This window comes from Frankia sp. CoBUL1 (assembly GCF_978021245.1).
In genome coordinates, this window is record NZ_CDXDOS010000030.1 from 1,518 (window position 1) to 25,917 (window position 24,400).

Sequence of the window (24,400 nt, forward strand, 5' to 3'; positions counted from 1 at the left end):
ATGCGCTCTCTGCTGGAGCGGATGCTCGCGGTCCACACCGGCAAGAAGGAAGAGGACATCCGCAAGGACATCGAGCGTGACAAGATCTTCAGCGCCGACGAGGCCAAGGAGTACGGCCTGATCGACGAGGTCATCAAGACCCGGAAGTCCTCCCGGCTCGCCACCGCTCGCTGAGGTGCCGGGCCGGCGGTCCGAGCCCGCGGTCGGAGCCTCGCGAGGCGTGACGTCTCGTGAGGCCGGCATGCGGTCGTCGGCCGTCGGCCGCTACCACACCCGACGCGCCGACGCGGTGAAACCCGGTCAGCGGTTCTCGTCCGTGACGCGATGGCCTAATGGGACTGCGTGGACGGGCGAGGACGGCCAAGGTGATCGTAGGCTGACCGGTATGAGCCGAGCGATTGGGCTCTCACCGGACGGCTCGGCGGGGTACCGTCCCCACGGGGATGGTTGCAGGCAGACACGCGACGACTGGGCGGTGTCAACCGCCCCTGACATGCAGGCGACACCATCGTCTGGACGAAGGGACTGAGTCCTCGGTGGCACGCATCGGTGATGGCGGTGACCTGCTCAAGTGCTCGTTCTGCGGTAAGTCGCAGAAGCAGGTGAAGAAGCTCATCGCCGGCCCTGGCGTCTATATCTGCGACGAGTGCATCGATCTCTGCAACGAGATCATCGAGGAGGAGCTGTCCGAATCCTCCGAGCTCAAATGGGACGAACTGCCCAAGCCGCGCGAGATCTACGAGTTCCTCGACAGTTACGTGGTGGGGCAGGAGACGGCGAAGAAGACCCTCTCCGTCGCGGTCTACAACCACTACAAGCGGGTCCAGGCGGGCGGATCCAGCGGTGACGGGAGCAAGGGCGAGGTCGAGCTCGCGAAGAGCAACATCCTGCTGCTCGGGCCGACGGGCTGCGGCAAGACGCTGCTCGCCCAGACTCTCGCGCGCATGCTCAACGTCCCGTTTGCCATCGCCGACGCCACCGCGCTGACCGAGGCGGGCTACGTCGGGGAGGACGTCGAGAACATTCTGCTCAAACTCATTCAGGCCGCCGACTATGACGTCAAAAAGGCCGAGACCGGGATTATCTACATCGACGAGGTCGACAAGATCGCCCGGAAGTCGGAGAACCCGAGCATCACGCGGGATGTGTCCGGTGAGGGCGTGCAACAGGCCCTGTTGAAGATCCTCGAAGGCACCACGGCCAGCGTGCCGCCACAGGGCGGGCGCAAGCACCCGCATCAGGAGTTCATCCAGATCGACACGACGAACGTGCTGTTCATCGTGGGCGGGGCGTTCGCCGGGCTCGACCGGATCATCGAGTCGAGGATCGGCAAGAAGTCGCTGGGGTTCCGCGCCGTACTGCACGGCAAGGACGACCCGGACGGATCCGACGTCTTCGGCGACATCATGCCCGAGGACCTGCTGAAGTACGGCATGATTCCGGAGTTCATCGGCCGGCTCCCGGTGATCACCAGCGTGTCCAACCTGGATCGTGAGGCGCTGATCCGCATCCTCACCGAGCCGAAGAACGCCCTCGTCCGCCAGTACAAGCGGCTGTTCGAGCTGGACAGCGTCGACCTCGACTTCACCTCGGACGCGCTCGAGGCCATCGCGGACCAGGCGATCCTGCGTGGGACCGGTGCCCGTGGGCTGCGGGCGATCATGGAAGAGGTCCTGCTCTCGGTGATGTACGACATCCCGAGCCGCAAGGATGTGGCCCGGGTCGTCGTCACCCGCGAGGTCGTGCTGGAGCACGTCAATCCGACGCTGGTCCCGCGCGACGTCGTGTCCAAGCGGGCTCCCCGCCAGGAGAAGTCGGCCTGACGGCGCCCACTCGGCGCGTCCCGTGCGACTCGGCGCGGCCGGCCCGCGCGTCGGGTCACTCAGTGCATTCCGTGCGTCGGGTCCAGCGCGGTCAGGGTCCGGCGGGCCTCAGCCAGATGGTAGAAGGACCCGGTCACCAGGATCGCCCCACCCGGCCCCGCCGCGTCCCGCAGGGCGTGGCGGACGGCGCAGCCGACGTCGGATGCGGCGTGGGCCGGCATCGCCCGCGCCCGCGCCGCGGAGACCAGGTGCTCGGCGCGGATGGCCCGCGGTGACGCCGGTTCGCAGGCGATTAGCGAGCTGATCGGTTGGTGGCGCAGTTCCGCGAGAGTCCCCTCGTAGTCGTGACCGCGCAGCGCCCCGTAGACGACGGTCCACTCTCGCCCGGGGAACTCCTCACGCAGGGACCGGGCGAGCGCCGCGCCCGCTGCCGGGTTGTGCGCCCCGTCAAGCACGCACAGCGGCTGTGCGCGCACGATTTCCAGGCGTCCCGGCGCCCGGACGCCCCCGAGACCGGCCCGGACCACGACGTCGGGGAGGGAATGACCGACGAAGGTCTCCACGGCGGCCAGGGCGCACGCCGCGTTGGCATCCTGATAGGCACCGTGCAGGGACAGCCGCACGTCGTCGTAGCGCGCCTGCGGGGTGCGGAAACCGCCCCGTCGACCCGCCGCGTCCGGGTGGCCGGCGACCGCGGTGAAGTCCCGACCCAGCCGCAGGACGTCCGTGGCCGGGGTCCGGGTGAAGATGTCGTCGAAGCGGGGGTCCACCTCGCCGAGCACCAGGTGACTGCTGGGCTTGACGATCCCGGCCTTCTCGCGGGCCACGCCCGCCATACTCCCGGCGTAGTCCAGATGATCCGCGCCGATACTGGTGACGACCGCGACTCGCCCATCGGCGATGTTCGTGGCGTCCCAGCGACCGAGCAGGCCCACTTCGACCACGGCGACGTCGACGGCCAGGTCGGCGAACCATCGGAAGGCGGTGGCCGTCAGCAGCTCGAAGAAGGTGGGCCGTCCACTCATCGGGGCGGCCGCGTCCAGGACGGTGCCCACACAGCGTCCGAACTCCTCGTCGCCGATCGGTCGGCCGTCGACGACCAGACGCTCGTTCACCTGCTCCAGATGCGGACTGGTGTACAGCCCCACCCGCAGCCCCGCCGCGTCCAGCAGCGCCGAGATGATCCGCGCCGTCGAGGTCTTGCCGTTCGTGCCGGTCAGGTGGATCAGCGGAACCGCCCGGTGCGGATCCCCGAGCCGGCCCGCCAGCTCCCGCATCCGGGCAAGGCTCGGCACCGGCCGACCTGCCGGCATCGTCTGCTTCTCGAGATCCACCGTGTTGTTCAGGGCGGCCCACGCCGACTCGTACGTCCACTTCACAGGTTGGTTCCACTTCACCGGCTGGTTTCGCCCTCCTTCGACCTGGGGTCGACAGTAGTCCGCGGACAGGTGCGCCGGACGCGTCCTTTGCGGGGGAGCGCGGGTACAGGCGTGGGCACCTGCGTAGGCGGGAGTGAACCCGGTGGACCCGTCCCATCGGGCCGTACCATCGGGGATGTGACAGGCGCTGCCGGGACCGCCGGAACCACCCATGCTTCTGATCACGAGCGGGAGGGTCCACGCGCGTTCGCGGCCGAGTACTCCCAGCGCCGCGACATCCGCGCCCGCCCGGGCTTCGACCGGCTGCGCCGTCTGCTGGATCTGCTCGGCCAGCCGCAGCGGGCCCTTCCGAGCATCGTGGTGACCGGTTCGGTGGGGAAGAGCTCCACGGTGTCCGCGATCACCGCACTGCTGCACTCGTTCGGCATCCGCGCGGGATCGTTGAGTTCGCCGGGCTGGCTCGGGGCCGAGCAGCGGGTGGGGTTGGCCGACGCCACGATCGATCCCGACGTCCTCGGCCGCGCCTACGCCGATATCGCGCCGTACCTGCCGCTGATCGAGGATGACGGCCGGCTGAGCGCCTTCGAGCTGCTTGCCGCCGTGGCCTTCGCCGCCTTCGCCGACGCCCCCGCCGACCTCGCCGTGATCGAGTCCGGCTGGGACGACGCCGGCGAGCTGAGCGCACTGCTCGACGCGCCGGTGTCGGTCGTCACCCCCGTGGCGGTGGGCGAGTGGGAGCCGGCGGCGGTCCTGGACCGGATCACCGCGCGGACAGCGGGAGTCATCCGCGCCGGCACCCTGGTCGTGCTGGCCCAGCAGGTCCTGCCCGCCGCGCAGGCGCTGCTGCGGCGCGCCGCCGAGACCGGGGCGATGGTCGCCCGGGAGGGGCTGGAGTTCGGTGTACTCGGCAGGCAGGTGGCCGTCGGGGGGCAGATGATCATACTGAAGGGGCTGGGCGGCACCTACGAGGAGATCTTCCTGCCGCTGCACGGCGCGCATCAGGCCCATAACGCGGCGGTCGCGCTGGCCGCGGTCGAGGCGTTCCTCGGCGGCGGGCGCAACCAACTCGACGTCGATGCGGTCCGCGCCGGTTTTGCCGAGGCGGACTCCCGGGGCCGGCTGGAGGTCGTCCGCCGGTCCCCGACGATCATTCTTGACGTGGCCGGCTCGCCTGTGGCGGCGGGCGCGCTGGCCGCGGCGCTCGACGAGGCGTTCACCTTCGACGTCCTTGTCGGGGTCATCGCCATCGAGCGCGAGGCCGAGAGTGCCGCCGCTCGGGACGGTGCCGCCGAGCGGGACGGTGGTGGCGAGCGGGACGGTGCCGCCGAGCGGGATGCGGCGGAGCTCCTGGCCGTCCTGGAGCCGGTCCTGAACACGGTGGTGGTCACCGCTGGTGCTGGGCCCGGATCGCTGCCGGTCGACGGTCTCGCCGCAGTCGCCGTGGGTGTCTTCGGCTCCGACCGGGTGGAGGTCGTACCCCGGTTGGACGACGCGCTCGACGCCGGGGTGCGCCTCGCCGAGGAGGACACCGATCTGGGTGGCGCCGGCGTGGTGGTTACCGGTTCGGCCTCCGTCGTGGGTCGGGCCCGGGCGTTGCTGCGTCCGTGACGTCCTCCTGGGTTTTTCCGACATGTTCCCGACGCGTTCCTGATGCGGTTGCGGGGCGTTCCCGGGACGCCGCGGTCCCGTCACGGTGCGGACGTGGGCACCCTGTAGGTTGGCGAGGGATCCTCGGGTCCCTCGTCGAGGACGACGAAGTCGATGATCGAGAAGGAGTACCGTGTCCGTCGAGCGCACCCTCATCCTGGTCAAGCCCGATGGCGTCAGCCGTGGCCTCGTCGGTGAGGTCGTCGGCCGGCTCGAGCGCAAGGGGCTCACTCTGGTGGCGCTCGAACTGCGCACGTTGGAGCGGTCCGTCGCCGAGACGCACTACGGCGAGCACGCCAGCAAGCCGTTCTTCGGTGAACTGGTCGACTTCATCACCTCCGGGCCGCTGGTGGCCCTCGTGGCCGAGGGGCCGCGTGCGGTGGAGGCGTCGCGTGGGCTGATCGGCGCAACCGATCCGGTCAAGGCCGCGCCCGGCTCGCTGCGTGGGGACTACGCGCTGGAGATCGGCCAGAACCTCGTGCACGGCTCGGACTCGCCGGAGTCCGCCAAGCGGGAGATCGATCTCTTCTTCCCGGGCCTGAGCTGACCGCGTAGCCGTTCACACCGACCGGGGCGTTCCCGAGACGCATCGAGACGCCTCCGGTCGGATTTCGGGTGGCCTCTCCTGGCCTCTCCTGGCCTGGCCTGGACCGTGGGCGTGTCGCCCTCGTGACTCATGGGTGTGCGCAGGGGGGTTCCGGCCCAAGGGTGACACGAAACCGGCCCATCACCGACCGGGGCGGCGAGGGGCCCGGTGTCGGTCTACCCTTCAAGTACTTGCCCGGAGCGTGTCCGGTGGGTCGCGGTAACCGACAGGGTCGTGGTCGGTGGCCGTGGTCGAATTCCCGGTGGGCGCCCGGGTCGTCCTGTCCGATCTACGAACTCTGTACGTGTTCCACGCGCTTCTCCGGCTCCTCGGTAGGCCGTGCCTGTCGGTCGCGCCGGAGGCGGCCAGAACCGCATCCCCCGGGAAGGTCGGTACCCGACGATGTCCAGTTCGCTGTCGTTCCTCGGTCGTGACATGGCCGTCGACCTCGGTACCGCCAACACGCTGGTGTACGTGCGTGGCCGCGGGATCGTCCTCAACGAACCGAGCGTGGTCGCGATCAATACCACCACCTCGGGCATCCTCGCCGTCGGAACCGACGCCAAGCGGATGATCGGCCGGACGCCCGGCAACGTGGTGGCCGTGCGGCCGCTGAAGGACGGCGTCATCGCCGACTTCGAGACGACCGAGCGGATGCTGCGCTACTTCATCCAGAAGGTGCACCGGCGGCGCCATTTCGCCAAGCCCAGGCTGGTCGTATGCGTGCCCTCCGGCATCACGGGCGTGGAACAGCGGGCCGTGAAGGACGCCGGCTATCAGGCCGGCGCCCGCAAGGTCTACATCATTGAGGAGCCGATGGCCGCGGCGATCGGCGCTGGTCTGCCGGTGCACGAGCCGACCGGCAACATGGTCGTGGACATCGGCGGGGGCACCACCGAGGTCGCCGTGATCTCACTGGGCGGCATTGTCACCAGCCAGTCGATCCGTACCGCCGGGGACGAACTCGACGTCGCGATCATCTCCTACGTCAAGAAGGAGTACTCGCTGATGCTCGGCGAACGCACCGCCGAGGAGATCAAGATGGCGATCGGGTCGGCGCACAAGGTTCCCGACGAGCCCAGCGCCGAGATCCGTGGGCGTGACCTGATCACCGGACTGCCGAAGACGATCGTGGTGACCGCGGAGGAGATCCGCAAGGCGATCGAGGATCCGGTCAACGCGGTCATCGACGCGGTGAAGGTAACCCTCGACCGCTGCCCGCCGGAGCTCTCCGGCGACATCATGGACCGCGGCATCGTCCTCACCGGCGGCGGGGCGCTGCTGCGCGGTCTCGACGAGCGGCTGCGGCAGGAGACCGGCATGCCGATCCACATCGCGGAGAATCCGCTGCATTCGGTTGCAATGGGGTCGGGTAAGTGCGTGGAGGAGTTCGAGGCCCTACAGCAGGTACTGATCTCCGAGCCGCGGCGCTAGGCGCTTGCGCAGGGCCTTTGCCGATCCCTTCCCATTGGACCGATCCCTTCCCATTGGATATAGCCGGAGCGGTGCCTGGTGCCGCGTGGCCGTCGCCACGCGGCACCGGATCGCATAAGAGTGTGTTCGGAGGGTGTTGTGGGCCGTGGCACGAGGCGATCCCGCCTGGTGATCGTCGCCCTGCTCATCATCGCCTTCACCCTGATCACCTTGGACTACCGGACCGGAAGATCGGCCACTGGAGCACGTGGGGTTCTGCACTCGATCTTCGGGGGGGTCGAGAACGGCGTCACGACGGTCACCCGCCCGATTGGCCGGACCGCCTCCTCCCTGACGCATCCGAACCGCTATCACGACCGGGCGGATCGACTCGCGGAGGAGAACGCCCGCCTGCGCCGCCAGATCGCCGACGACACCGAGATCGGCCGGATGTCGACCGAACTCGCCGACCTCCGGTTGTTGGCGGACAAGGGCCAGTACACCATCGTGCCGGCGAAGGTGATTGCGGTCGGTGACGTTACGGGGACGGACTGGACCGTCACCATCAACGCCGGCAGGGCCGACGGCATCGTGGTCGACAAGACCGTGCTCAATGCCGACGGGCTGGTCGGCACGGTGTCCGGCGTGACCGAGCACACCGCAATCGTCCGGCTGGCCTGCGACCCGGGTAGTCACATCGGAGCACGGCTCGAACGCACCCAGCTGCTCGGTGCCGTGACCGGTGGGCAGGGACCGGGCACGTTGACCTTCACGCTGTACGACGCCTCATATCGGGTGCAGAAGGGTGATCGGATGGTCACCTTCGGCAGTCTCGACTACGTCGCCGGCGTCCCGATCGGTGTGGTCACCAAGGTCACCGACGTCGATGGTCTGTCGCGGACCGCCGAGGTCAAACCGTACGCGTCGGTCGGTACCCTGGACCTGGTCGGGGTGGTGGTCGGCAAGCCACCGGCCGACCCCGGCGACCGGGTGCTGAAGCCCAGGCCGGTGCCGACCGAGCCTGCCGCGTCCGTTCCACCGGCCCTGCTGTCACCCACCGCTGGGTCGCCGGTGGGGGGATCATTGGCCGGGGCGGCATCCGGCGTCGGGGGCGGAGCGGGTTGAGCGTGATGTGGGGCATCGCCGGCCCTGAGGAGACCCTGCGCGGGCGCGCCGTCGTGGCCGCGGTCGTGCTCCTGACCGTCGCCCTGATCCTCCAGGTCTCCGTGATCGCCCGGCTGGGTCTGCCCGGTGGCCGGCTTGACCTCATGCTCGTTCTGTTGGCAGCGATCGCGCTGATCGAGGGGCCACTGCTCGGCGCGGTCGCCGGCTTCGTGGCGGGATTGCTGGCCGATCTGTCCTCCAGCCATGTCCTCGGTCAGACTGCTCTCGTTTTGTGTCTGATTGGTTACGCTGTCGGACTGGCGATGGATGCGGCGGAGCGGTCGGTGGTGGTTCCCCTGGCGGCGATTGGTGGGGCGAGTGTGCTGGGCACTCTCGGATACGCCGCCACCACCTCGATCCTCGGTGAGGCGGCGTTGACGGGAGGTCAGGCTGTGCTGCGGGCGTTGGTAGCCGGTGTCTACGCCCTCCTGCTCACCCCGTTCCTGTTCCCGTTGCTGCTCGCGGGCTCCCGGCGGCTGGCCGGCGGTCGACGGCGGGAGCCGCGGTGAACGACCGGATGCGGGTCCGTGTCCTGCTGCTGCGCGTGCTGGTCGTCTCCCTGCTCATCACACTCGGCGCGCGGCTGTGGGTGCTCCAGATCCTGGACGGTGACCGTTACCGCCGGGTTGCCGAGACCAACCGGGTCCGCGAGGTGGTGACGCCCGTGACCCGGGGGATGATCCTTGACGACAAGGGGCAGGCCCTCGTCCGAAACCGTACGTCGCTGGTCATCTCGGTGAACCGGTCGACCACGGATCGGCAGGCCGACCAGGGCAGGGCCGTCCTCGCCCGCCTCGCCGCGGTGATCGGCACCCCCGCGGACGAGCTCGCCCGGCGAATCCGGTTCTGTAGCGCCCAGGTGAAGCCGCCCTGCTGGAACGGATCGCCCTACCAGCCGGTACCGGTCGCCAAGGACGTCAGTCCGCGGCAGGCCCTCGCCGTCATCGAACATCCCGACCGCTTCCCCGGTGTCTCCGCCGACCTGCAGGCCGTCCGTGAGTACCCGCATGGCGCGCTGGCCGCGCACGAGCTGGGCTATCTCGCGCCGGTCAGTCAGGACCAGCTCGACAAGCAGGGGGATGAGAAGGGCTACCACCTCAACAGCCTGATCGGCGTCGCCGGTCTGGAGAGCACCTATGACGACGAGCTGCGCGGCACCGACGGGGTGGAACGCCTGGAGGTGGACCGGTTCGGCCGGGTGGCCGGTACCGCGTCGACCATCGCGCCGCTCAGCGGTGACCATCTGGTGCTCAACCTCGACCTCGACGTGCAGCAGGCGGTCGAGCAGGCGCTGACGGAAACAATCAAGAAGTTCGGGGGTGGCCCGCGCACCGCCTCCGCGGTTGTGCTGGACGTGCGCACCGGCGGGGTGATCGCGATGGCGAGCCTGCCGTCCTACGACCCGTCGGTCTTTAGCGGTGGGGTCTCGGAGAGCGATTACCGGGCGCTGTCCGATCCCGCGAACGGCATCCCGCTGCTCTCGCGGGCCTACCAGGGGTCGGGGCCGGCCGGCTCCACCTTCAAGGCCATCTCCACTGCCGTCGCGATGCAGAACCTGGGCGCCAAGGGAAACGACCGCTACGACTGCGCGCCCAGCCTGCAGATCGGTGACCAGGTCTTCCACAATTTCGACGGCGAGTCGGCCGGTCCGATCACCCTGCACCAGGCGCTGGTCATTTCCTGTGACGTCATCTTCGACAAGTTCGCCTATGACGCCTGGCTCGCGGACGGCGGGCTGCGTAACGGCCGTGGGCCCTACTCCCCCCCGAAAGAATACTTCGTCAAGATGGCCCAGGCGATGGGCTTCGGCCGGACCACCGGGCTGGATCTGCCCGGCGAGACGCGGGGCTCCGTCGTCGACCGCGCCGGCGCCAAGGCGATCTGGGCGGAGCTCAAGGACTCCTACTGCCGGCGGGCCAAGAACGGCTACCCGGAGGAACCCGACCCGGCCAAGGCCGAGCGGTACCGCAAGTACGCCGCCGAGGCGTGCGTTGACGGCTACCTGTACAACGCCGGTGCCGCCACCCAGTTCGCGATCGGCCAGGGCCAGTACCTGTCGCTGAGCCCGCTGCAGCTCGCCGTCGCCTACGCGGCCATCGCCAATGGCGGCACCCTGTACAAGCCCACCCTCGCCAAGGCCACCGTGTCCCCGGACGGCAAGGTCGTCAGGACCTTCGCGCCGCGCCGGGCCGGGACGCTGCCGGTCTCACCGGAGAACCTCGCCTACATCCGGGACAGCCTGCGCGGGGTGACGACGGAGGGCGGGGGCACCGCCACCGGCGTCTTCGCGGACTGGCCGAGCGACGTCGTCCCGATCGCGGCGAAGACCGGGACCGCCGAGGTTGAGGGTAAAGGGGACACCTCCTGGTTTGCCTCCTTCGCGCCGGCGAACGACCCCCAGTTCGCCGTCGTGGTCACCATCCCGGACTCCGGGACCGGCGCGGAGTTCGCGGCTCCGGTGGCCAAACAGATCTACCAGGCAATCTACGGTGTCGGTCGGCCGGCGGCGATGCCGGGTGGGAAACCGCCTGCCGGGCTGCCGAAGCTCAACCGGGACGGGACGATCGCGGCGGCGTCACCGCAGCCCGCCCCCGCGACGCCGGCCTCGCCGGCCGGATCGGCGCCGGGCCCGGCCGCTCCCCTGCCCGGCACCAGCGGCGCGGGCGCGACGGCGACGGGCCGGGCGCCGCCCTGACGGCCACCTCGTGCCGTGAGGACGGCGCCTCGGGATGGGGGCGGGGTCTCGGGATGGGGTGGGAGCCCCAGGACGTGAATGTCGTGTCGGCGTGACGGTGGTGGCGGGAGGCGCAGTGGTAGACGAAGCGGGACCCACCGCACTTCGATCGTCTCCGGTGCCCATCCGGGGGCGGATCGGGCACCTGCGGGAGAGGGCTTCCGGACCCCACTCGCCGCTGCGCCGGCTCGACTGGCCGCTGCAGCTCTGCGTCATCGCGTTGTCTGTTCTCGGTGCTCTGCTGGTCTGGTCGGCGACCCGCCAGCGGCTCAGCGAGGCGGGCAGTGATCCCAACACCTTCCTCGATCGGCACCTACTGAACCTGGCCATCGGGCTGGTGCTCGGCGCGGTTGCGACCGTCATCGACTACCGGGCGGTGCGGGCCTACGCGCCCTTCGTCTATCTCGGCTCGCTCGTCGGGCTTGTCGCGGTACTCCTGTTCGGTTCGACGATCAACGGCGCGCACTCGTGGATTGTGCTGCCTGCCGGCTTCCAGCTGCAGCCGTCCGAGTTCGCCAAGATGGCGCTCGTGGTCGGCGCGGCGATGATCCTCGGTGAGAAACACGAGGACCGGCACACGGGAGTCCGGCGCGGCGCTCCTGGCCACGGTGACGTGCTGCTCGTGCTCGGGCTCGCCGTGGTCCCGATTGGCTTGATTATGTTGCAGCCGGACTTCGGTACCGTCATGGTTCTGGTCTTCACCACCCTCGGCATGCTGGCGGTCAGCGGCGCGCCGCGCCGATGGGCGCTGGGGCTGATCCTCTGCGGTGTGCTGTTCGGCGGCGCGATCCTCCAGTTCCATCTCCTGAAGCCGTACCAGGAGGCCCGGCTGACCTCGTTCGTCTCCGAGAACAAGGCATCGTCCGGCACGGGCTACAACGTCGACCAGGCGATGATCGCGATCGCCAACGGCGGAATCTCCGGACGGGGCCTGCTGCACGGCCAGCAGACCCAGGGCCAGTTCGTCCCGGAACAGCAGACGGACTTCGTGTTCAGTGTCGCGGGGGAGGAGCTGGGATATCTCGGGGCTGGCGGAATCATCGTGTTGCTCGGCGTGGTTCTGTGGCGGGCCCTGTCGATCGGCTTCGGTTCGCAGGACTCCTTCGGCGCGCTCGTCGCCACCGGGGTCGTCTCCTGGTTCACCTTCCAGGCGTTCGTCAACATCGGCATGTGCCTGGGCATCATGCCGGTCACCGGCCTGCCGTTGCCTTTTCTCTCCTACGGCGGTTCGTCGATGTTCGCGAACATGATTGCTGTCGGACTCCTGCAGAACGTGCGGCTGCGATCCCGATCGGACCCGTATGCCTCCTGAGCTCGCTCGGCGGCGCTTCCCGGGTCGGTGGCGCTTCCCGGGTCGGCCGAGCGTCGAGGTGGACCTGGCGCGTGCCGTAGGCTCGCATGCATGTCCGGACAGTCGCTGTTCGCTCGCCTGGAGCCGCTGCTCCCGCGGGTGCGAAGGCCCGTGCAGTACGTCGGAGGCGAAGGCAACTCCACGGTCAAACCCTGGGACTCCGCGGCCGTCCGCTGGTGCCTGATGTATCCGGACGCCTACGAGATCGGCCTGCCCAACCAGGGACTACAGATTCTGTACGAGATCCTCAACGAGCAGCCGGATGTGCTCGCCGAGCGCACCTACTCGGTGTGGCCGGACCTGGAAGCGTTGCTGCGCGAGCACGGGCTGCCGCAGTTCACGGTGGACGCCCACCGCGCGGTGGGCGATTTCGACCTGTTGGGCGTCAGCTTCGCCACCGAACTCGGGTATACCAACCTGCTGACGGCACTCGATCTTGCCGGGATCTCGTTGCACGCGGCCGAGCGCACCGACGCCGATCCGCTGGTTGTCGCGGGGGGGCATGCCGCCTTCAATCCCGAGCCGATCGCCACGTTCGTCGACGCCGTCGTGCTCGGCGACGGCGAGCAGGCCGTGCTGGGCATCACCGACGTGGTTCGCGCCTGGAAGGCGGCCGGGAGTCCCGGTGGCCGGGGCGAGCTGTTGCACCGGCTGGCCTGCCGGCGCCTGGTGTACGTGCCGGCGTTCTACGACGTCTCCTACCGGCCCGACGGCCGTATCCGGTCGGTCACCCGCAACCGGGACGACGTGCCGGCCCGGCCGAGCAAGCACACGCTGTCCGATCTCGACTCCTGGCCGTATCCGAAGGCTCCGCTGGTCCCGCTCGCCGAGACGGTGCACGAGCGGATGAGCGTGGAGATCTTCCGCGGCTGCACCCGGGGCTGCCGGTTCTGCCAAGCCGGGATGATCACCCGTCCGGTGCGTGAACGCAACATCGCCACCATCGGTGCTATGGTCGACGCGGGGCTGCGCGTGACCGGCTTCTCCGAGGTCGGCCTGCTGTCGTTGTCGAGCGCGGACCACACCGAGATCGGCGAGATCGCCACCGGTCTCGCCGACCGGTACGAGGGCGCCAACGTCTCGTTGAGTCTGCCGTCCACCCGGGTGGACGCCTTCAACGTCACGCTCGCGAACGAATTCTCCCGTAACGGCCGGCGTAGCGGGCTGACCTTCGCCCCCGAGGGCGGCTCCGAGCGGCTGCGTCGGGTCATCAACAAGATGGTCAGTGCCGAGGACCTGGTCCGCACCGTCAGCACCGCTTACGCTCACGGCTGGCGGCAGGTGAAGCTCTATTTCATGTGCGGCCTGCCGACCGAGACCGACGAAGACGTGCTGGAGATCGCCGACCTTGCCCGGGAGGTCATCCGGGCCGGTCGGCGGGTCAGCGGGCAGCGCGACATCCGCTGCACCGTGTCGATTGGCGGATTCGTGCCCAAGCCGCACACCCCGTTTCAGTGGGTGGGGCAGGCGCCGCACGAGGTGACCGACGCCCGGCTGAAGCTGCTCCGTGATGCTGTGCGCGCCGATCGTGAGGTGGGTCGGGCGATCGGTTTCCGTTACCACGACGGTCGGCCTGGCATCATCGAGGGCCTGCTGGCCCGCGGTGACCGCCGGGTGGGTGCGGTGATCGAACGGGTCTGGCGAGACGGCGGCCGCTTCGACGGCTGGAACGAGTACTTCTCGTCCGAACGCTGGGAGTCCGCGTGCGCGGCGGAGCTCGAACCGCTGGGGGTGTCGCTGGACTGGTTCACCACCCGCGAGCGTGACGAACGCGAGGTACTGGCCTGGGATCACCTCGACGCGGGCCTCGACCGGGACTGGCTGTGGGCTGATTGGCAGGATGCGCTGAGCGGGAATGAGCTCGATGACTGTCGCTGGACACCCTGCTACGACTGCGGGGTCTGTCCGACGATGGGCACCGACACCCAGATCGGCCCGACCGGACGTCGGCTGCTCCCCGTGCTTGCGGTGTCGAACCTCCAGGGCCCCGGGTCCGGGCAGGCTGAGCGACCGCAGCCGGCCATTCAACCCGATCCTGCGACCACGCCGCGGCTCGCCCCGGCTCCGGTGGGCAGTGGCGCGGCGACCTGAGGGGCCGCCGCCTCCGCCGGTGGTCGAACGGGTGCGACTTCGTTTCGCGAAGCGGGGCCGGCTGAGATTCCTCTCACATCGGGACGTGGCGCGCACGTTCGAGCGCGCATTGCGCCGCGCCGGGGTCCCGATGGCCTATTCGGCGGGATTCAGTCCGCATCCGCGGATCTCGTGGCTGGGTGCCGCGTCGACCGGGGCGGCCAGTGAGGCCGAATACGTCGAGCTGGCCCTGGCGGCCTCGGTCGATCCGGAGGCGCTGCGGGTCGGCCTGGACGCCGTTCTTCCGCCGGGGCTGGACGTGCTCGCGTGCCACCGGGCGGAAGGCGGCGGCCTCGCCGAGCGGATCGACGCCTCGCGGTGGTCGGTACGGTTGCCGGGTGCCTCCGGTCCGGAGGTCTCCGCCGCCGTGCGGGAGCTGTTGCGCCGCGACGTGGTCGAAGTTGAGCGGGCGACGAAGGACGGCCGGCGACGGTTCGATGTGCGCGCGGCAGTGGTCTCCGCCGTTTGCCGCGCAGAGAACGACACGTGTGCGATACTGGAGATGGTCGTGCGGCACACGACGCCCGCTGTACGACCAGACGACGTGCTGACCGCCCTAGGCGTGGTAGCCGGCCTGCGCTCGTCGGCGCCGCCCGAGCCCACCCGGCTCGAACAGGGCCGACTGTGTGAAGACGGCACTGTGGCGGACCCGCTGGCGCAGGACCGCAACGGCGCTGGCCGGCTGGTGGGTTGAACCTCAGCGTGTTGCAGGGCGTCGCAGGATTCCCCGGCGGTACCCGCGCCGGACCGAGACAGTGGCTTCTGCGCGGTCGCGACTGCATGAGCAGCGCGCCCGGGAGCCCGAGAGGCTTCTTAACCCGTGCCCGACGACGATCTGACCATCCAGACTGAATCCGAGCCCACCCGACCGGCGGCGCGTAGGCGCAGGGCCGCGGGACGAGCGGCAGGCCCACCCGTCGACGACCATGCCACCGCCGGGCCGAACGTGACCGATGTGGCGCCAGCCGGGAATCCGGTTCCGGACGACCCGGCCGTCGCACAGGTCCCGGGCGGGCCCCTTCCAGACGAGACCTCCGGCGATGCACCCTCGGTGCCGGCCGAGGGCCGGCGCCGTCGCCGGGACGCCGGTTCGACCACCCGCGCCCGGATGACCCGCGGCTCCGCCAGGGCCAGGATGGAACCGGCGGATACCACCGAAGCCGACGCTCCCTCGACCACCCCGGTCGGCGAACCAGGTCCGGTCGATAAACCCGCCACCGTCGAATCCGTCACTGTCGTCCCGGCCCGGGACGACACGGTGGAGGCCACCGAACCGGTGCCGGCGCGGCGCACCCGGGCGGCACGCAGCCGCCGCGCGGTGCGTGAGGTGACCGAGGTGCCGGTTGCCCCTCCCGCCGAGGACGCCCCTCCCGCCGAGGACGCGCCGCGGGACGTCGTATCGCCGGACATCGCTGCGAAGCCGAAACGGACCAGGGCCCGTCGTGCCATCTCCGGACTGATAACGCCCGCTGCCGCGGTGCCGGACCCGGCGGGGCCTGCCGCCGCAGCCGGGCCTGCCGATGCGACCACCCTCGGTCCGGCGATGCCGGATGTCGGTGCGACCGGGTCCGTCGGTGTACCCGCGGGTTCGACCGCCGCCGTGGCGTCGGCTCCCGACACGCCCGGGCCTACGGACAGATCCGGGCCTACGGACACGCCTGGGCCCACGGAACCGGAGTCCGCGCAGCCCGGGACCGACGAGCCCGGCGTCGCCGAGCCGGCGGCCCGGGAGCCGACCGCTGAGTCGAGCTCTGCTGAGTCGAGCTCTGCCGAGCCCGAGGCCGGCAGCACCCGGAGCGCGGCGACAAGGGCCAGGCGGGCGGCCGCTCCGACCTGGGCCGGGATCCATAACGAGTCGGTCGTCGAGACGATGATCCGTCCCGTGCTCCGGCGACCGGTCGCCATGGTGACCTTCCAGGCCCCCGAACCGGCGGTCGTGGAGGCTCGCTGGCGGCGTGCCGCCGAACTCGGATCCGCCGCCACCGCGGTGGACGCCGTGGCGGGCACGGCGTTCCCGTCCGCCGAGCGGCAGCATGCCGAGGCACCGGCTCACCCCCGGGACGAGGCGGACGTGGCCACCGATCCCGACACGACCGATCCCGACACGATGGGCGGCCTCACGGGCGGCGAGGAGGACAGCGAATGCGACGACGACCCGGATGGGGGCGGCTCGGCCTCCACCCGCCGTCGGCGCCGTGGTCGCCGTGGTCGTGGTCGGGCCCGGGGCGACGAGGACGGCGTGGAGTCCGGCCCGGAGGACGGCGCTGCGGCTGCGGACGACACGGGTCGCGAGGGTGTGGCACAGGACACGGACGGTGTGGACGGCTCGTCCGTGGCCGGGCAGGGAACCGGGTCGGTGCCCGCCGTCGCGTCGGATGAGGGCGCCGAGACGACCCCCGGCGCGGCGGAGGAAAGTGCCGAGCGTGACGGTGAGGACGAGGACGACCGGCTGGGAGGGGCCCGCCGTCGGCGGCGGCGGCGCCGTCGCGCCGGCGGCGACGAGCCGGCGCTCGCCGACGACCCGCCGAACACGGTCGTCCACGTCCGGGAGACCCGCAAGGACGAGGACCTGGTCCGGGGGCTGAGCGGGTCCACCCGTCTGGAGGCCAAGCGTCAGCGGCGCCGGGAGGGCCGCGACAGTGGTCGGCGTCGGCCACCGATCGTCACCGAGGCGGAGTTCCTGGCCCGGCGGGAGTCGGTCGAACGCCGGATGGTCGTCCGCCACGCCGGGGAGCGCACCCAGATCGCCGTGCTGGAGGACGGGGTACTCGTCGAGCACTTCGTGACCCGGGCGAGCTCGTCGTCCTATGCGGGCAACGTCTACCTCGGCCGAGTACAGAACGTGCTGGCCAGCATGGAGGCGGCCTTCGTCGACATCGGCAAGGGACGCAATGCCGTCCTCTATGCCGGCGAGGTCAACTACGACGCATCCGGGCTGGACGGTCGGCCTCGCAAGATCGAGCAGGTGCTCAAGTCCGGTCAGTCGGTCCTGGTCCAGGTGTCCAAGGATCCGATCGGGCACAAGGGCGCGCGGCTCACCAGCCAGATCAGTCTGCCGGGGCGGTACCTGGTGTTCGTCCCGGACGGACAGAACGCCGGGATCAGCCGCAAGTTGCCGGACACCGAACGAGCGCGGCTCAAGAGCATCCTGAAGAAAATCACGCCCGAGGACGGCGGGGTCATCGTGCGCACCGCAGCCGAGGGTGCCAGCGAGGCCGAGCTGGAACGCGACATCGAGCGGCTCGCCGCCCAATGGGAGGACATCGAGCGCAAGGCGAAGAAGGCGTCGGCGCCCTCGCTGCTCTACGGCGAGCCGGACCTGGTCGTCCGGGTGATCCGGGACATCTTCAACGAGGACTTCACCGAGCTGGTCGTCCAGGGCTCGGGTGAGGCCATCACGATCGAGGAGTACATCGACACAGTGGCTCCCGATCTGCGGTCGCGGATCCGCCGCTACACCGGAACCGGTGACGTCTTCGCCGAGTACCGGGTAGACGAGCAGCTCGCCAAGGCCCTCGACCGCAAGGTCTGGCTGCCCTCGGGCGGATCGCTCGTCATCGACCGGACCGAGGCGATGACGGTCATCGACGTCAACACGGGCAAGTTCACCGGCAAGGGCGGCAACCTCGAGGAGACGGTCACCAAGAACAACCTGGAAGCCGCCGAGGAGATCGTCCGTCAGCTGCGGCTGCGGGATATCGGTGGCATCATTGTCATCGACTTCATCGACATGGTTCTGGAGAGCAACCGAGAACTGGTCCTGCGCCGGCTCACCGAGTGCCTTGGCCGGGACCGTACCCGGCACCAGGTCGCCGAGGTGACCAGCCTCGGGCTGGTCCAGATGACCCGCAAGCGGGTGGGGCAGGGCCTGCTGGAGGCGTACAGCGAGCCGTGCGTGCACTGCAACGGCCGCGGGGTGGTCATCCACCTCGACGGCGGCAGCGGTGCACACGCCGCAGCCGGCGTGCCGAGCGGGACCATCGTGTCCGGTGCCGGTCAGCCGACTCCGGTGGCGGTGCCCGCGCCGACTGAGGGGTCCGGGTCCGGTCGTCGGGTCCGCTCCTCGTCCACGAGCGCCTCGTCCACGAGCGCCGTCGACAGCCCCGCGATCATCGTCGTCGCGTTGGCCGAGCCCACGTCCGCATCCGAATCCGAGGCGTCCGGCGGACCTGGCGAACCCATCGGATCCATCGGATCCATCGAATCTGCCGCATCACCGACGCCCGACGCCGCGGAGAACGTCGCCGTGACGGCCGGCGAGGGTGCGATAGCCACCGCGGGCGTCACCGCCGCGGATACGGTGCTCGCGCCCGAGCCCGCGCATGCGGCCGACAGCGCGGCGGGGCCGGCGGGCGGGGCCGCAGCTGCCGCCGCCCCGGGACTCGGGGCAGTCGGTTCCCCAGCTGGGTCGAACGGGCATGTGCCCGCTGGCGGTGGCTCCGGCGCGGGCGGCTTCGAGGAGCCCCTGCCGCCGGTGTACGCCAACTCCGATGATCCCGACAGCCTCGCGACCGCGGACAACGCCTTGTCCACTGCGGGCAAACCGGCCCGGGGCCGACGACGGCGGGCCTCCCGGCCGGTGTCCAAGCCGGCAGAGTCGCTGGAGTCCGTGCCCTCGGCGGAACCCCCGAGCGCCTGACCCGCCAGAGATCCGGTGCCACTGGTCCGCCAGCTTGTCTCTGGAGCGGAAGGACCCCGCGGCGTCCGGCGTGGGATGCTGGGTCGCTCGTCGTGGGCGCCCCCAGCTGATCGAGGCCTGGCGGAGAGCCGGACCGGCCGTTCAGGCGGCGGTCGGCCCGGCCCGACTCGGCCCGGCCCGGCCCGGACCGGCGGCCGGGCCCGGGCGCACGAGCCCGCGGCCGGCATTCTCCCGCAGTAGCAGATCGAGGGTGGCCCGGGAACGGGACAAGGCTACCTCGACCGCCTGACGGGCCCGTCCTGGATCGCCCATCTGCAGGGCATAGGAGGCGATGGTCAGCGACTGCACCAGATCGTCCTGATCGGCGAGGTTCGGGATCATCCGACCGCGTAGGACCGGCTCATCGGCCGCGTAGGCGGGATCGGCAGCCTCTCCCGGATCTCCCGCCTCTCCCGGGTCTCCCGCCTCGAGACCACCGGACGGCCGGCCCTTCATCCCGGAATCGGGCAATCCCCACGCGGATGGACCCCGCCTGCGCAGCGCGATCCATCCGGCCGTGGCCGCGGTGCCCAGCGTCCAACAGGCGCCTGCCCAGGGCGGTAGGCCGGCGAAGGCCGTGAGGGTGAGACCGACGACGACCAGCACGGTCAGCGCGCCCGTCGCGGCGGGGACCGTGCCGGGAACCGAGCCGTAACGACGGGCGGCGGTGGCCGCCGGGCGGCAGACGACGGCCAGAGCGACGGCGGTACCGGCTCCCGCGGCCCAGATCACCAGCTGCCAGTACATCCTCGTCACCCCCGACGCGATCTCATTCCCGGCGCCGAAGCCTCACGATCCATCGTGGAACTCCGCCATGTGGACGATCCATGCTTCTCCCTCCTCAGCGGCCTACACCATGGCCCGTCCTGGTCATCCCTGGATATGACCCGGACGAGCGGGGCGAGGACCCGCGATGAGAGCCGCCCGGCGGGCCCGTCGGGTGCGGGACACGCGACCGCCGTGCGGGGGATGCGCGGGACGGAATGCGCGGTATGCGGCGGGCGCTCCTTCGCTCCGCTCCCGATGACCTGTAAGGTGGAGCCCGCATGCTCATCCGGATGGGGCGATGCTCGCTAGCGGGCAATGCTCGCTGGATGACCGCCGATCGTCCGCGTTCCGGCCGATCGCGGCTCATGCGCACCCAAAGCTCCGCGGGGAACGCCCTTTCGGGTTCCGTGTGGTCACAGCGGCATAACAACAGCAGGGAGATCTGGTGTACGCGGTCGTTGCCAGCGGCGGCAAGCAGCACAGGGTCGCCGTCGGCGATGTCGTCGACGTCGAGCTCCTTTCCGGAGAGCCGGGCGCGGCCGTGAACCTTCCGGCGCTCCTGCTCGTCGATGGCGAGTCGGTCACCCACGACGCCGGCGCTCTCGCGTCCGTCGCGGTCACCGCCGACGTCGTCGGCGTCGTCAAGGGTCCGAAGATCCGGATCCACAAGTTCAAGAACAAGACCGGCTACCACAAGCGCCAGGGTCACCGCCAGAAGCTGACGCGTCTCAAGGTGACTGGCATCGAGACCGGGAAGGCCTGAGCGGGATGGCGCACAAGAAGGGCGCGAGTTCCTCGCGCAACGGGCGGGATTCGAACGCGCAGCGGCTGGGCGTGAAGCGCTTCGGCGGCCAGTACGTGAAGGCCGGCGAGATCATCGTCCGTCAGCGTGGGACCCATTTCCACCCGGGTGATCTGGTCGGGCGCGGCAAGGACGACACGCTGTTCGCGCTCTCGCCCGGGCACGTGCGGTTCGGCCATCGGCGGGGCCGTCGGGTCGTGAACGTGGTGGCCGAGGCGGCGGTACCCGCTTAATCTGATCGTCAAGGCCACGCCGTCGGTTCGACGGCGTGGCCTTGGTCGCCGTCAGATGGCGATCATCGGCGATCACTGGTGAGCCAGCAGCCGCGCGTACCACCGCCCTTCCGGGCGTGGTTGCGCGGCTTTGGTGCCTCTCTCGCGGGGAGGGATGTAGAGAGGAGGCGGTGATGCCGACATTCGTCGACCGGGTGGTGCTGCACGCGACGGCCGGGGACGGTGGTCACGGCTGTGCCTCCATCCACCGGGAGAAGTTCAAGCCGCTGGGCGGGCCGGACGGCGGTGACGGTGGCCGGGGTGGTGATGTCCGCCTCGTGGTGGACCCGAGCGTGACCACCCTGCTCGACTTCCACTTCCATCCGCATCAGCGCGCCTCTCGGGGACGCCCCGGCCAGGGGTCGAACCGGCACGGAGCGGACGGTGCGGACCTCGTCCTCCCGGTGCCGGACGGAACCGTCGTGCTGACGGAGGACGGCGAGCAGATCATCGACCTGGTCGGACCGGGCAGCGCGTTCGTACTGGCCCGCGGCGGCCGTGGGGGGCGGGGCAACGCGGCGCTCGCGTCGGCCCGCCGCAAGGCCCCCGGGTTCGCCGAACTCGGCGAGCCCGGCGAGCAGCTCGACGCCGTGCTGGAACTCAAGACCGTGGCCGACGTCGCGCTCGTCGGTTTTCCCAGCGCCGGCAAGTCCTCCCTGGTGTCGGTGCTCAGCGCGGCCAAGCCGAAGATCGCCGACTATCCCTTCACGACGCTGGTGCCCAATCTCGGCGTGGCGCAGGCGGGTGATTGTCCTCCCTACACGGTCGCGGACGTCCCCGGCCTGATTCCGGGCGCCAGCGAGGGACGCGGGCTGGGCTTGGAGTTCCTCCGGCACATCGAACGCTGCTCGGTGATCGTGCATGTGCTGGACTGCGCCACCCTGGAACCGGGCCGTGATCCGATGACCGACCTCGACGTCATCGAGGCCGAGCTCGCAGCCTACTCCGCCGATCTGTCCGACCGTCCCCGGCTGGTCGTCCTCAACAAGATCGACGTTCCGGACGCCGCGGAGCTCGCGGAGCTCGTCGCTCCCGAGCTGCGAGCCCGTGACCTCGCGGTCTTCGCGGTGAGTACCGCGACCCGACGTGGCGTGCACGCGCTGTCCCTGGCCTTGGCCGACCTCGTCGCCCAGCACCGGGCGGCCGCGCCGGCCCGGGCGGCGACCCGCATCGTGCTGCGTCCCCGCGCGGTGAACGAGCCCGACTTCACGGTGCGCCCCCTCGGCGACGGTTTCCTGATCACCGGGTCGAAGCCCGAGCGCTGGGTGCGGCAGACCGACTTCACCAACGACGAGGCGATCGGCTTTCTCGCCGACCGGCTCGCCTGCCTCGGCGTGGAGAAGGAGCTCGCTCGCCTCGGCGCCACCGCGGGAGTGGAGGTGACCATCGGCGAGGTCACGTTCGACTGGGAGCCAACGCTGAGCGGCGGCGGGCTGGGGAACGGTGGGCTGGGTGGTGATGATCATCCGGGTGGCGACGGGCTCGCCGAGACCGGTCCGGGTGGCCGCGGGCCGGCCGGCACCGCGGCCTCCGGTGCGGCACCGTCACCCGGCCGAGGTGGGGACACGGCTTCCTCGGTCTCCCTCGGACCGCGCGGGACCGACGACCGGTTGCGGACCTCGGTGCGGTTGACCCGGGCCGAACGGATGGCTCGCCGCGCCGCCGCCGTCGTCGACCCGGCGGTACGAGGAGAACCGGCGGTACGAGGAGAAGAAAAAGGATGAAGGCGTGCGTCCGTTCGTGACCGACGCGCGCCGGGTCGTCGTCAAGGTCGGTTCGTCCTCGCTGACGACGGCCGTCGGCGGTCTGGACGTCGACCGGCTTGAGGCGCTGGTGGCCGCGGTGCTGCCCCGGGCCGGACAACAACTGGTGCTGGTGTCCTCCGGGGCCATCGCCGCGGGTCTCGCCCCGCTCGGCCTGGCCCGGCGGCCGCGTGACCTCGCCACCCAGCAGGCGGCGGCGAGCGTCGGCCAGAGCTCGCTCGTACACAGCTACGCGGCGGCGTTCGGACGGGCCGGTCACCAGGTCGGCCAGGTGCTGCTGACGGCGACCGATGTGATCCGCCGCACCCACTACCGTAACGCCCGGACCGCGCTCGACCGGCTGCTCGAGCTCGACGTCATCCCGATCATCAACGAGAACGACGCGGTGGCCACCCAGGAGATCCGGGTCGGCGACAACGACCGGCTCGCCGCGATTGTCGCCCATCTCGTGTCGGCGGACCTGCTGGTGCTTCTGTCCGACGTGGACGGCCTGTACGACGCCAACCCCAGGCTGGGCCCGGCGACCATGGTGCGTGAGGTGCGTTCGGATACCGACCTGGACGGGCTGACCGCCCGGGGCACGGGCACCGCCGGTGTCGGGGTCGGCGGGATGGCTACCAAGATCGAGGCGGCCCGGATGGCGGCTTCCGGCGGCGTCACGGCGATCATCACCTCGGCCGCGAACGCCGCACCGGTGCTGCGGGGGGACGAGGTCGGCACCGTCTTCCACCCCACCGGGTCGCGTCGGGCCTCCCGCCTGCTCTGGCTGGCGCACGCGACCGCCCCCGAGGGCCGGCTGCACTTGGACTCCGGGGCGGTGGCCGCGGTGGTACGGCGGCGGGCGTCGCTGCTGCCCGCCGGGATAACCGGCGTGGAGGGGGACTTCGCCGCCGGGGACCCGGTGGACCTGGTCGACCCCGACGGGCGGTCCGTGGCGCGGGGGCTCGTCGCCTTCGACGCGGCGGAGCTGCCCGTGATGCTCGGGCGTTCGACGGCCGACCTCGCCATGGAACTCGGACCGTCGTACGAACGTGAGATCGTCCACCGCGACGACCTCGTGCTGCTGCTGCCGGCCCGCTGACCCGGCCGGCTACTCACCCGACCCGGGCTGAGGTGACAGCCAGGCGCGCCGGCCCGTTTCCCGGCCCGGGACAAGACCGTCCATATAATTAGACATATCGGATTGGGGATGGCTTGGACGACGATATTCCAGTGGAAACCGGCGTCTATCGCGCCTCGTGGCCCGGAATTCGAGAGAGCCCGTCAACAGTTCTTTCCCGGCATTTCACCCCGGCTACCCGGAAAGACGCCGATAAAACTGAAGAGGCCTCGGCGCAAAAAATAGCGACGGCGGCGAATAGCGTTTCCGGAGTCGGGTAACCTTCCCTCGGCGGGCAAGAGGTCGCATCTGTTGAGAGAGGTTATTTCGTCATGAGAATGCGTAAGAGCGTGGGTCTCCTCGCCTCGGCCGGAGCCGCCGGCGCGCTGACGCTGGCATCGGCCCTTCCCGCGAGCGCGGATTTGAACAGTTCGAATGTCTTGATCGGCGGCGTCGCCAGGTGCCCGGCCAGCGCCGCGGCAGGCGTGGCGGTCCGCACGACGGCCGGCGAGTTCGACTCGTCCGGCGTCGGCGCCGGCGGCTTCTACAGCCTCAGCCTCCAGCAGGTTCCGGTGGCCGGCACGAGTGCCACCTTCAGCGTCCAGTGTTCCGACAACTCGGACAACTACAGCCGTACCTTCCCCCTCCAGAGACCGTTCAGTGGAAAGTCGGTCACCATAAACCTGTTCTCGTAACCGTAAGTGTTCGGTGATGTCGTGGGAGGGCTCGCCGAATGCCCGGCCGGCGTTGCCGGTCGGGTGCTGTCGGTGAGGCGAGTTAAGGCGCGGGTC

Annotated in this window: 19 protein-coding genes; 17 read left to right on the forward strand and 2 right to left on the reverse strand. The window is 70.3% G+C overall.

Annotation, left to right across the window (positions count from 1 at the left end; genetic code table 11):
• Window positions 1-174, forward strand: a 174-nt coding sequence (locus tag AC08OX_RS04720; protein ID WP_476606698.1) for an ATP-dependent Clp protease proteolytic subunit, incomplete at its 5' end; no start/stop codon positions are given.
• Between the two features lie 362 nt (window positions 175-536).
• Entirely contained in the window at window positions 537-1,823 is a 1,287-nt protein-coding gene (clpX, locus tag AC08OX_RS04725; protein WP_011435651.1) for an ATP-dependent Clp protease ATP-binding subunit ClpX, read from the forward strand.
• A gap of 59 nt (window positions 1,824-1,882) precedes the next feature.
• Here clpX and AC08OX_RS04730 read toward each other — a convergent pair whose 3' ends face one another.
• The gene (locus tag AC08OX_RS04730; protein WP_476606685.1) at window positions 1,883-3,202 is read right to left on the reverse strand and encodes a bifunctional folylpolyglutamate synthase/dihydrofolate synthase; all 1,320 of its coding nucleotides are present in this window, start codon (window positions 3,200-3,202) and stop codon (window positions 1,883-1,885) included.
• Window positions 3,203-3,379: 177 nt separating this feature from the next.
• Here AC08OX_RS04730 and AC08OX_RS04735 point away from each other — a divergent pair, with 177 nt between their 5' ends.
• The 10 genes from AC08OX_RS04735 (at window position 3,380) to AC08OX_RS04780 (ending at window position 18,866) form a co-directional block, all read left to right on the forward strand.
• The gene (locus AC08OX_RS04735) at window positions 3,380-4,810 is read left to right on the forward strand and encodes a folylpolyglutamate synthase/dihydrofolate synthase family protein (protein ID WP_476606686.1); all 1,431 of its coding nucleotides are present in this window, start codon (window positions 3,380-3,382) and stop codon (window positions 4,808-4,810) included.
• A gap of 172 nt (window positions 4,811-4,982) precedes the next feature.
• Window positions 4,983-5,396: a nucleoside-diphosphate kinase gene (gene ndk / locus AC08OX_RS04740; RefSeq protein WP_011435654.1), complete on the forward strand. Its 414-nt coding sequence runs from the start codon at window positions 4,983-4,985 to the stop codon at window positions 5,394-5,396.
• Window positions 5,397-5,837: 441 nt separating this feature from the next.
• Window positions 5,838-6,869, forward strand: a complete 1,032-nt coding sequence (locus AC08OX_RS04745; protein ID WP_011435655.1) for a rod shape-determining protein — start codon at window positions 5,838-5,840, stop codon at window positions 6,867-6,869.
• 138 nt (window positions 6,870-7,007) lie between these two features.
• Complete coding sequence (mreC, locus tag AC08OX_RS04750; RefSeq protein WP_476606687.1) at window positions 7,008-7,973, forward strand: rod shape-determining protein MreC; 966 nt, start codon at window positions 7,008-7,010, stop codon at window positions 7,971-7,973.
• Window positions 7,974-7,978: 5 nt separating this feature from the next.
• Window positions 7,979-8,521, forward strand: coding sequence for a rod shape-determining protein MreD (mreD, locus tag AC08OX_RS04755; protein WP_011435657.1), 543 nt, complete (start codon window positions 7,979-7,981; stop codon window positions 8,519-8,521).
• Entirely contained in the window at window positions 8,518-10,707 is a 2,190-nt protein-coding gene (gene mrdA, locus AC08OX_RS04760) for a penicillin-binding protein 2 (protein WP_476606688.1), read from the forward strand. Before mreD ends, mrdA begins: the two co-directional genes overlap by 4 nt.
• Window positions 10,708-10,822: 115 nt before the next feature.
• Window positions 10,823-12,058 (forward strand): rod shape-determining protein RodA, encoded by a 1,236-nt coding sequence (rodA, locus tag AC08OX_RS04765; protein ID WP_476606689.1) that lies wholly within the window; start codon window positions 10,823-10,825, stop codon window positions 12,056-12,058.
• A gap of 90 nt (window positions 12,059-12,148) precedes the next feature.
• Entirely contained in the window at window positions 12,149-14,188 is a 2,040-nt protein-coding gene (locus tag AC08OX_RS04770; protein WP_476606690.1) for a TIGR03960 family B12-binding radical SAM protein, read from the forward strand.
• Window positions 14,172-14,921: a TIGR03936 family radical SAM-associated protein gene (locus AC08OX_RS04775; protein WP_476606691.1), complete on the forward strand. Its 750-nt coding sequence runs from the start codon at window positions 14,172-14,174 to the stop codon at window positions 14,919-14,921. Before AC08OX_RS04770 ends, AC08OX_RS04775 begins: the two co-directional genes overlap by 17 nt.
• 126 nt (window positions 14,922-15,047) lie before the next feature.
• On the forward strand, window positions 15,048-18,866 hold the full coding sequence (locus AC08OX_RS04780; RefSeq protein ID WP_476606692.1) for an Rne/Rng family ribonuclease: 3,819 nt from the start codon (window positions 15,048-15,050) through the stop codon (window positions 18,864-18,866).
• Window positions 18,867-19,007: 141 nt separating this feature from the next.
• Here AC08OX_RS04780 and AC08OX_RS04785 read toward each other — a convergent pair whose 3' ends face one another.
• Window positions 19,008-19,652, reverse strand: a complete 645-nt coding sequence (locus AC08OX_RS04785; RefSeq protein ID WP_476606693.1) for an MFS transporter — start codon at window positions 19,650-19,652, stop codon at window positions 19,008-19,010.
• A gap of 466 nt (window positions 19,653-20,118) precedes the next feature.
• Here AC08OX_RS04785 and rplU point away from each other — a divergent pair, with 466 nt between their 5' ends.
• The 5 genes from rplU to AC08OX_RS04810 all read left to right on the forward strand — a co-directional run bounded on the left by rplU (window position 20,119) and on the right by AC08OX_RS04810 (window position 24,304).
• On the forward strand, window positions 20,119-20,436 hold the full coding sequence (gene rplU / locus AC08OX_RS04790; RefSeq protein ID WP_476606694.1) for a 50S ribosomal protein L21: 318 nt from the start codon (window positions 20,119-20,121) through the stop codon (window positions 20,434-20,436).
• Window positions 20,437-20,441: 5 nt separating this feature from the next.
• The gene (gene rpmA / locus AC08OX_RS04795; RefSeq protein ID WP_011435665.1) at window positions 20,442-20,708 is read left to right on the forward strand and encodes a 50S ribosomal protein L27; all 267 of its coding nucleotides are present in this window, start codon (window positions 20,442-20,444) and stop codon (window positions 20,706-20,708) included.
• A gap of 173 nt (window positions 20,709-20,881) precedes the next feature.
• Window positions 20,882-22,471: a GTPase ObgE gene (gene obgE, locus AC08OX_RS04800; protein ID WP_476606695.1), complete on the forward strand. Its 1,590-nt coding sequence runs from the start codon at window positions 20,882-20,884 to the stop codon at window positions 22,469-22,471.
• 4 nt (window positions 22,472-22,475) lie between these two features.
• Window positions 22,476-23,591, forward strand: coding sequence for a glutamate 5-kinase (gene proB, locus AC08OX_RS04805; RefSeq protein ID WP_476606696.1), 1,116 nt, complete (start codon window positions 22,476-22,478; stop codon window positions 23,589-23,591).
• Window positions 23,592-23,941: 350 nt separating this feature from the next.
• Window positions 23,942-24,304 carry a hypothetical protein gene (locus tag AC08OX_RS04810; protein ID WP_476606697.1) on the forward strand — a complete coding sequence of 121 codons (363 nt, stop codon included), beginning with the start codon at window positions 23,942-23,944 and terminating at the stop codon, window positions 24,302-24,304.
• Window positions 24,305-24,400 lie beyond the last annotated feature (96 nt).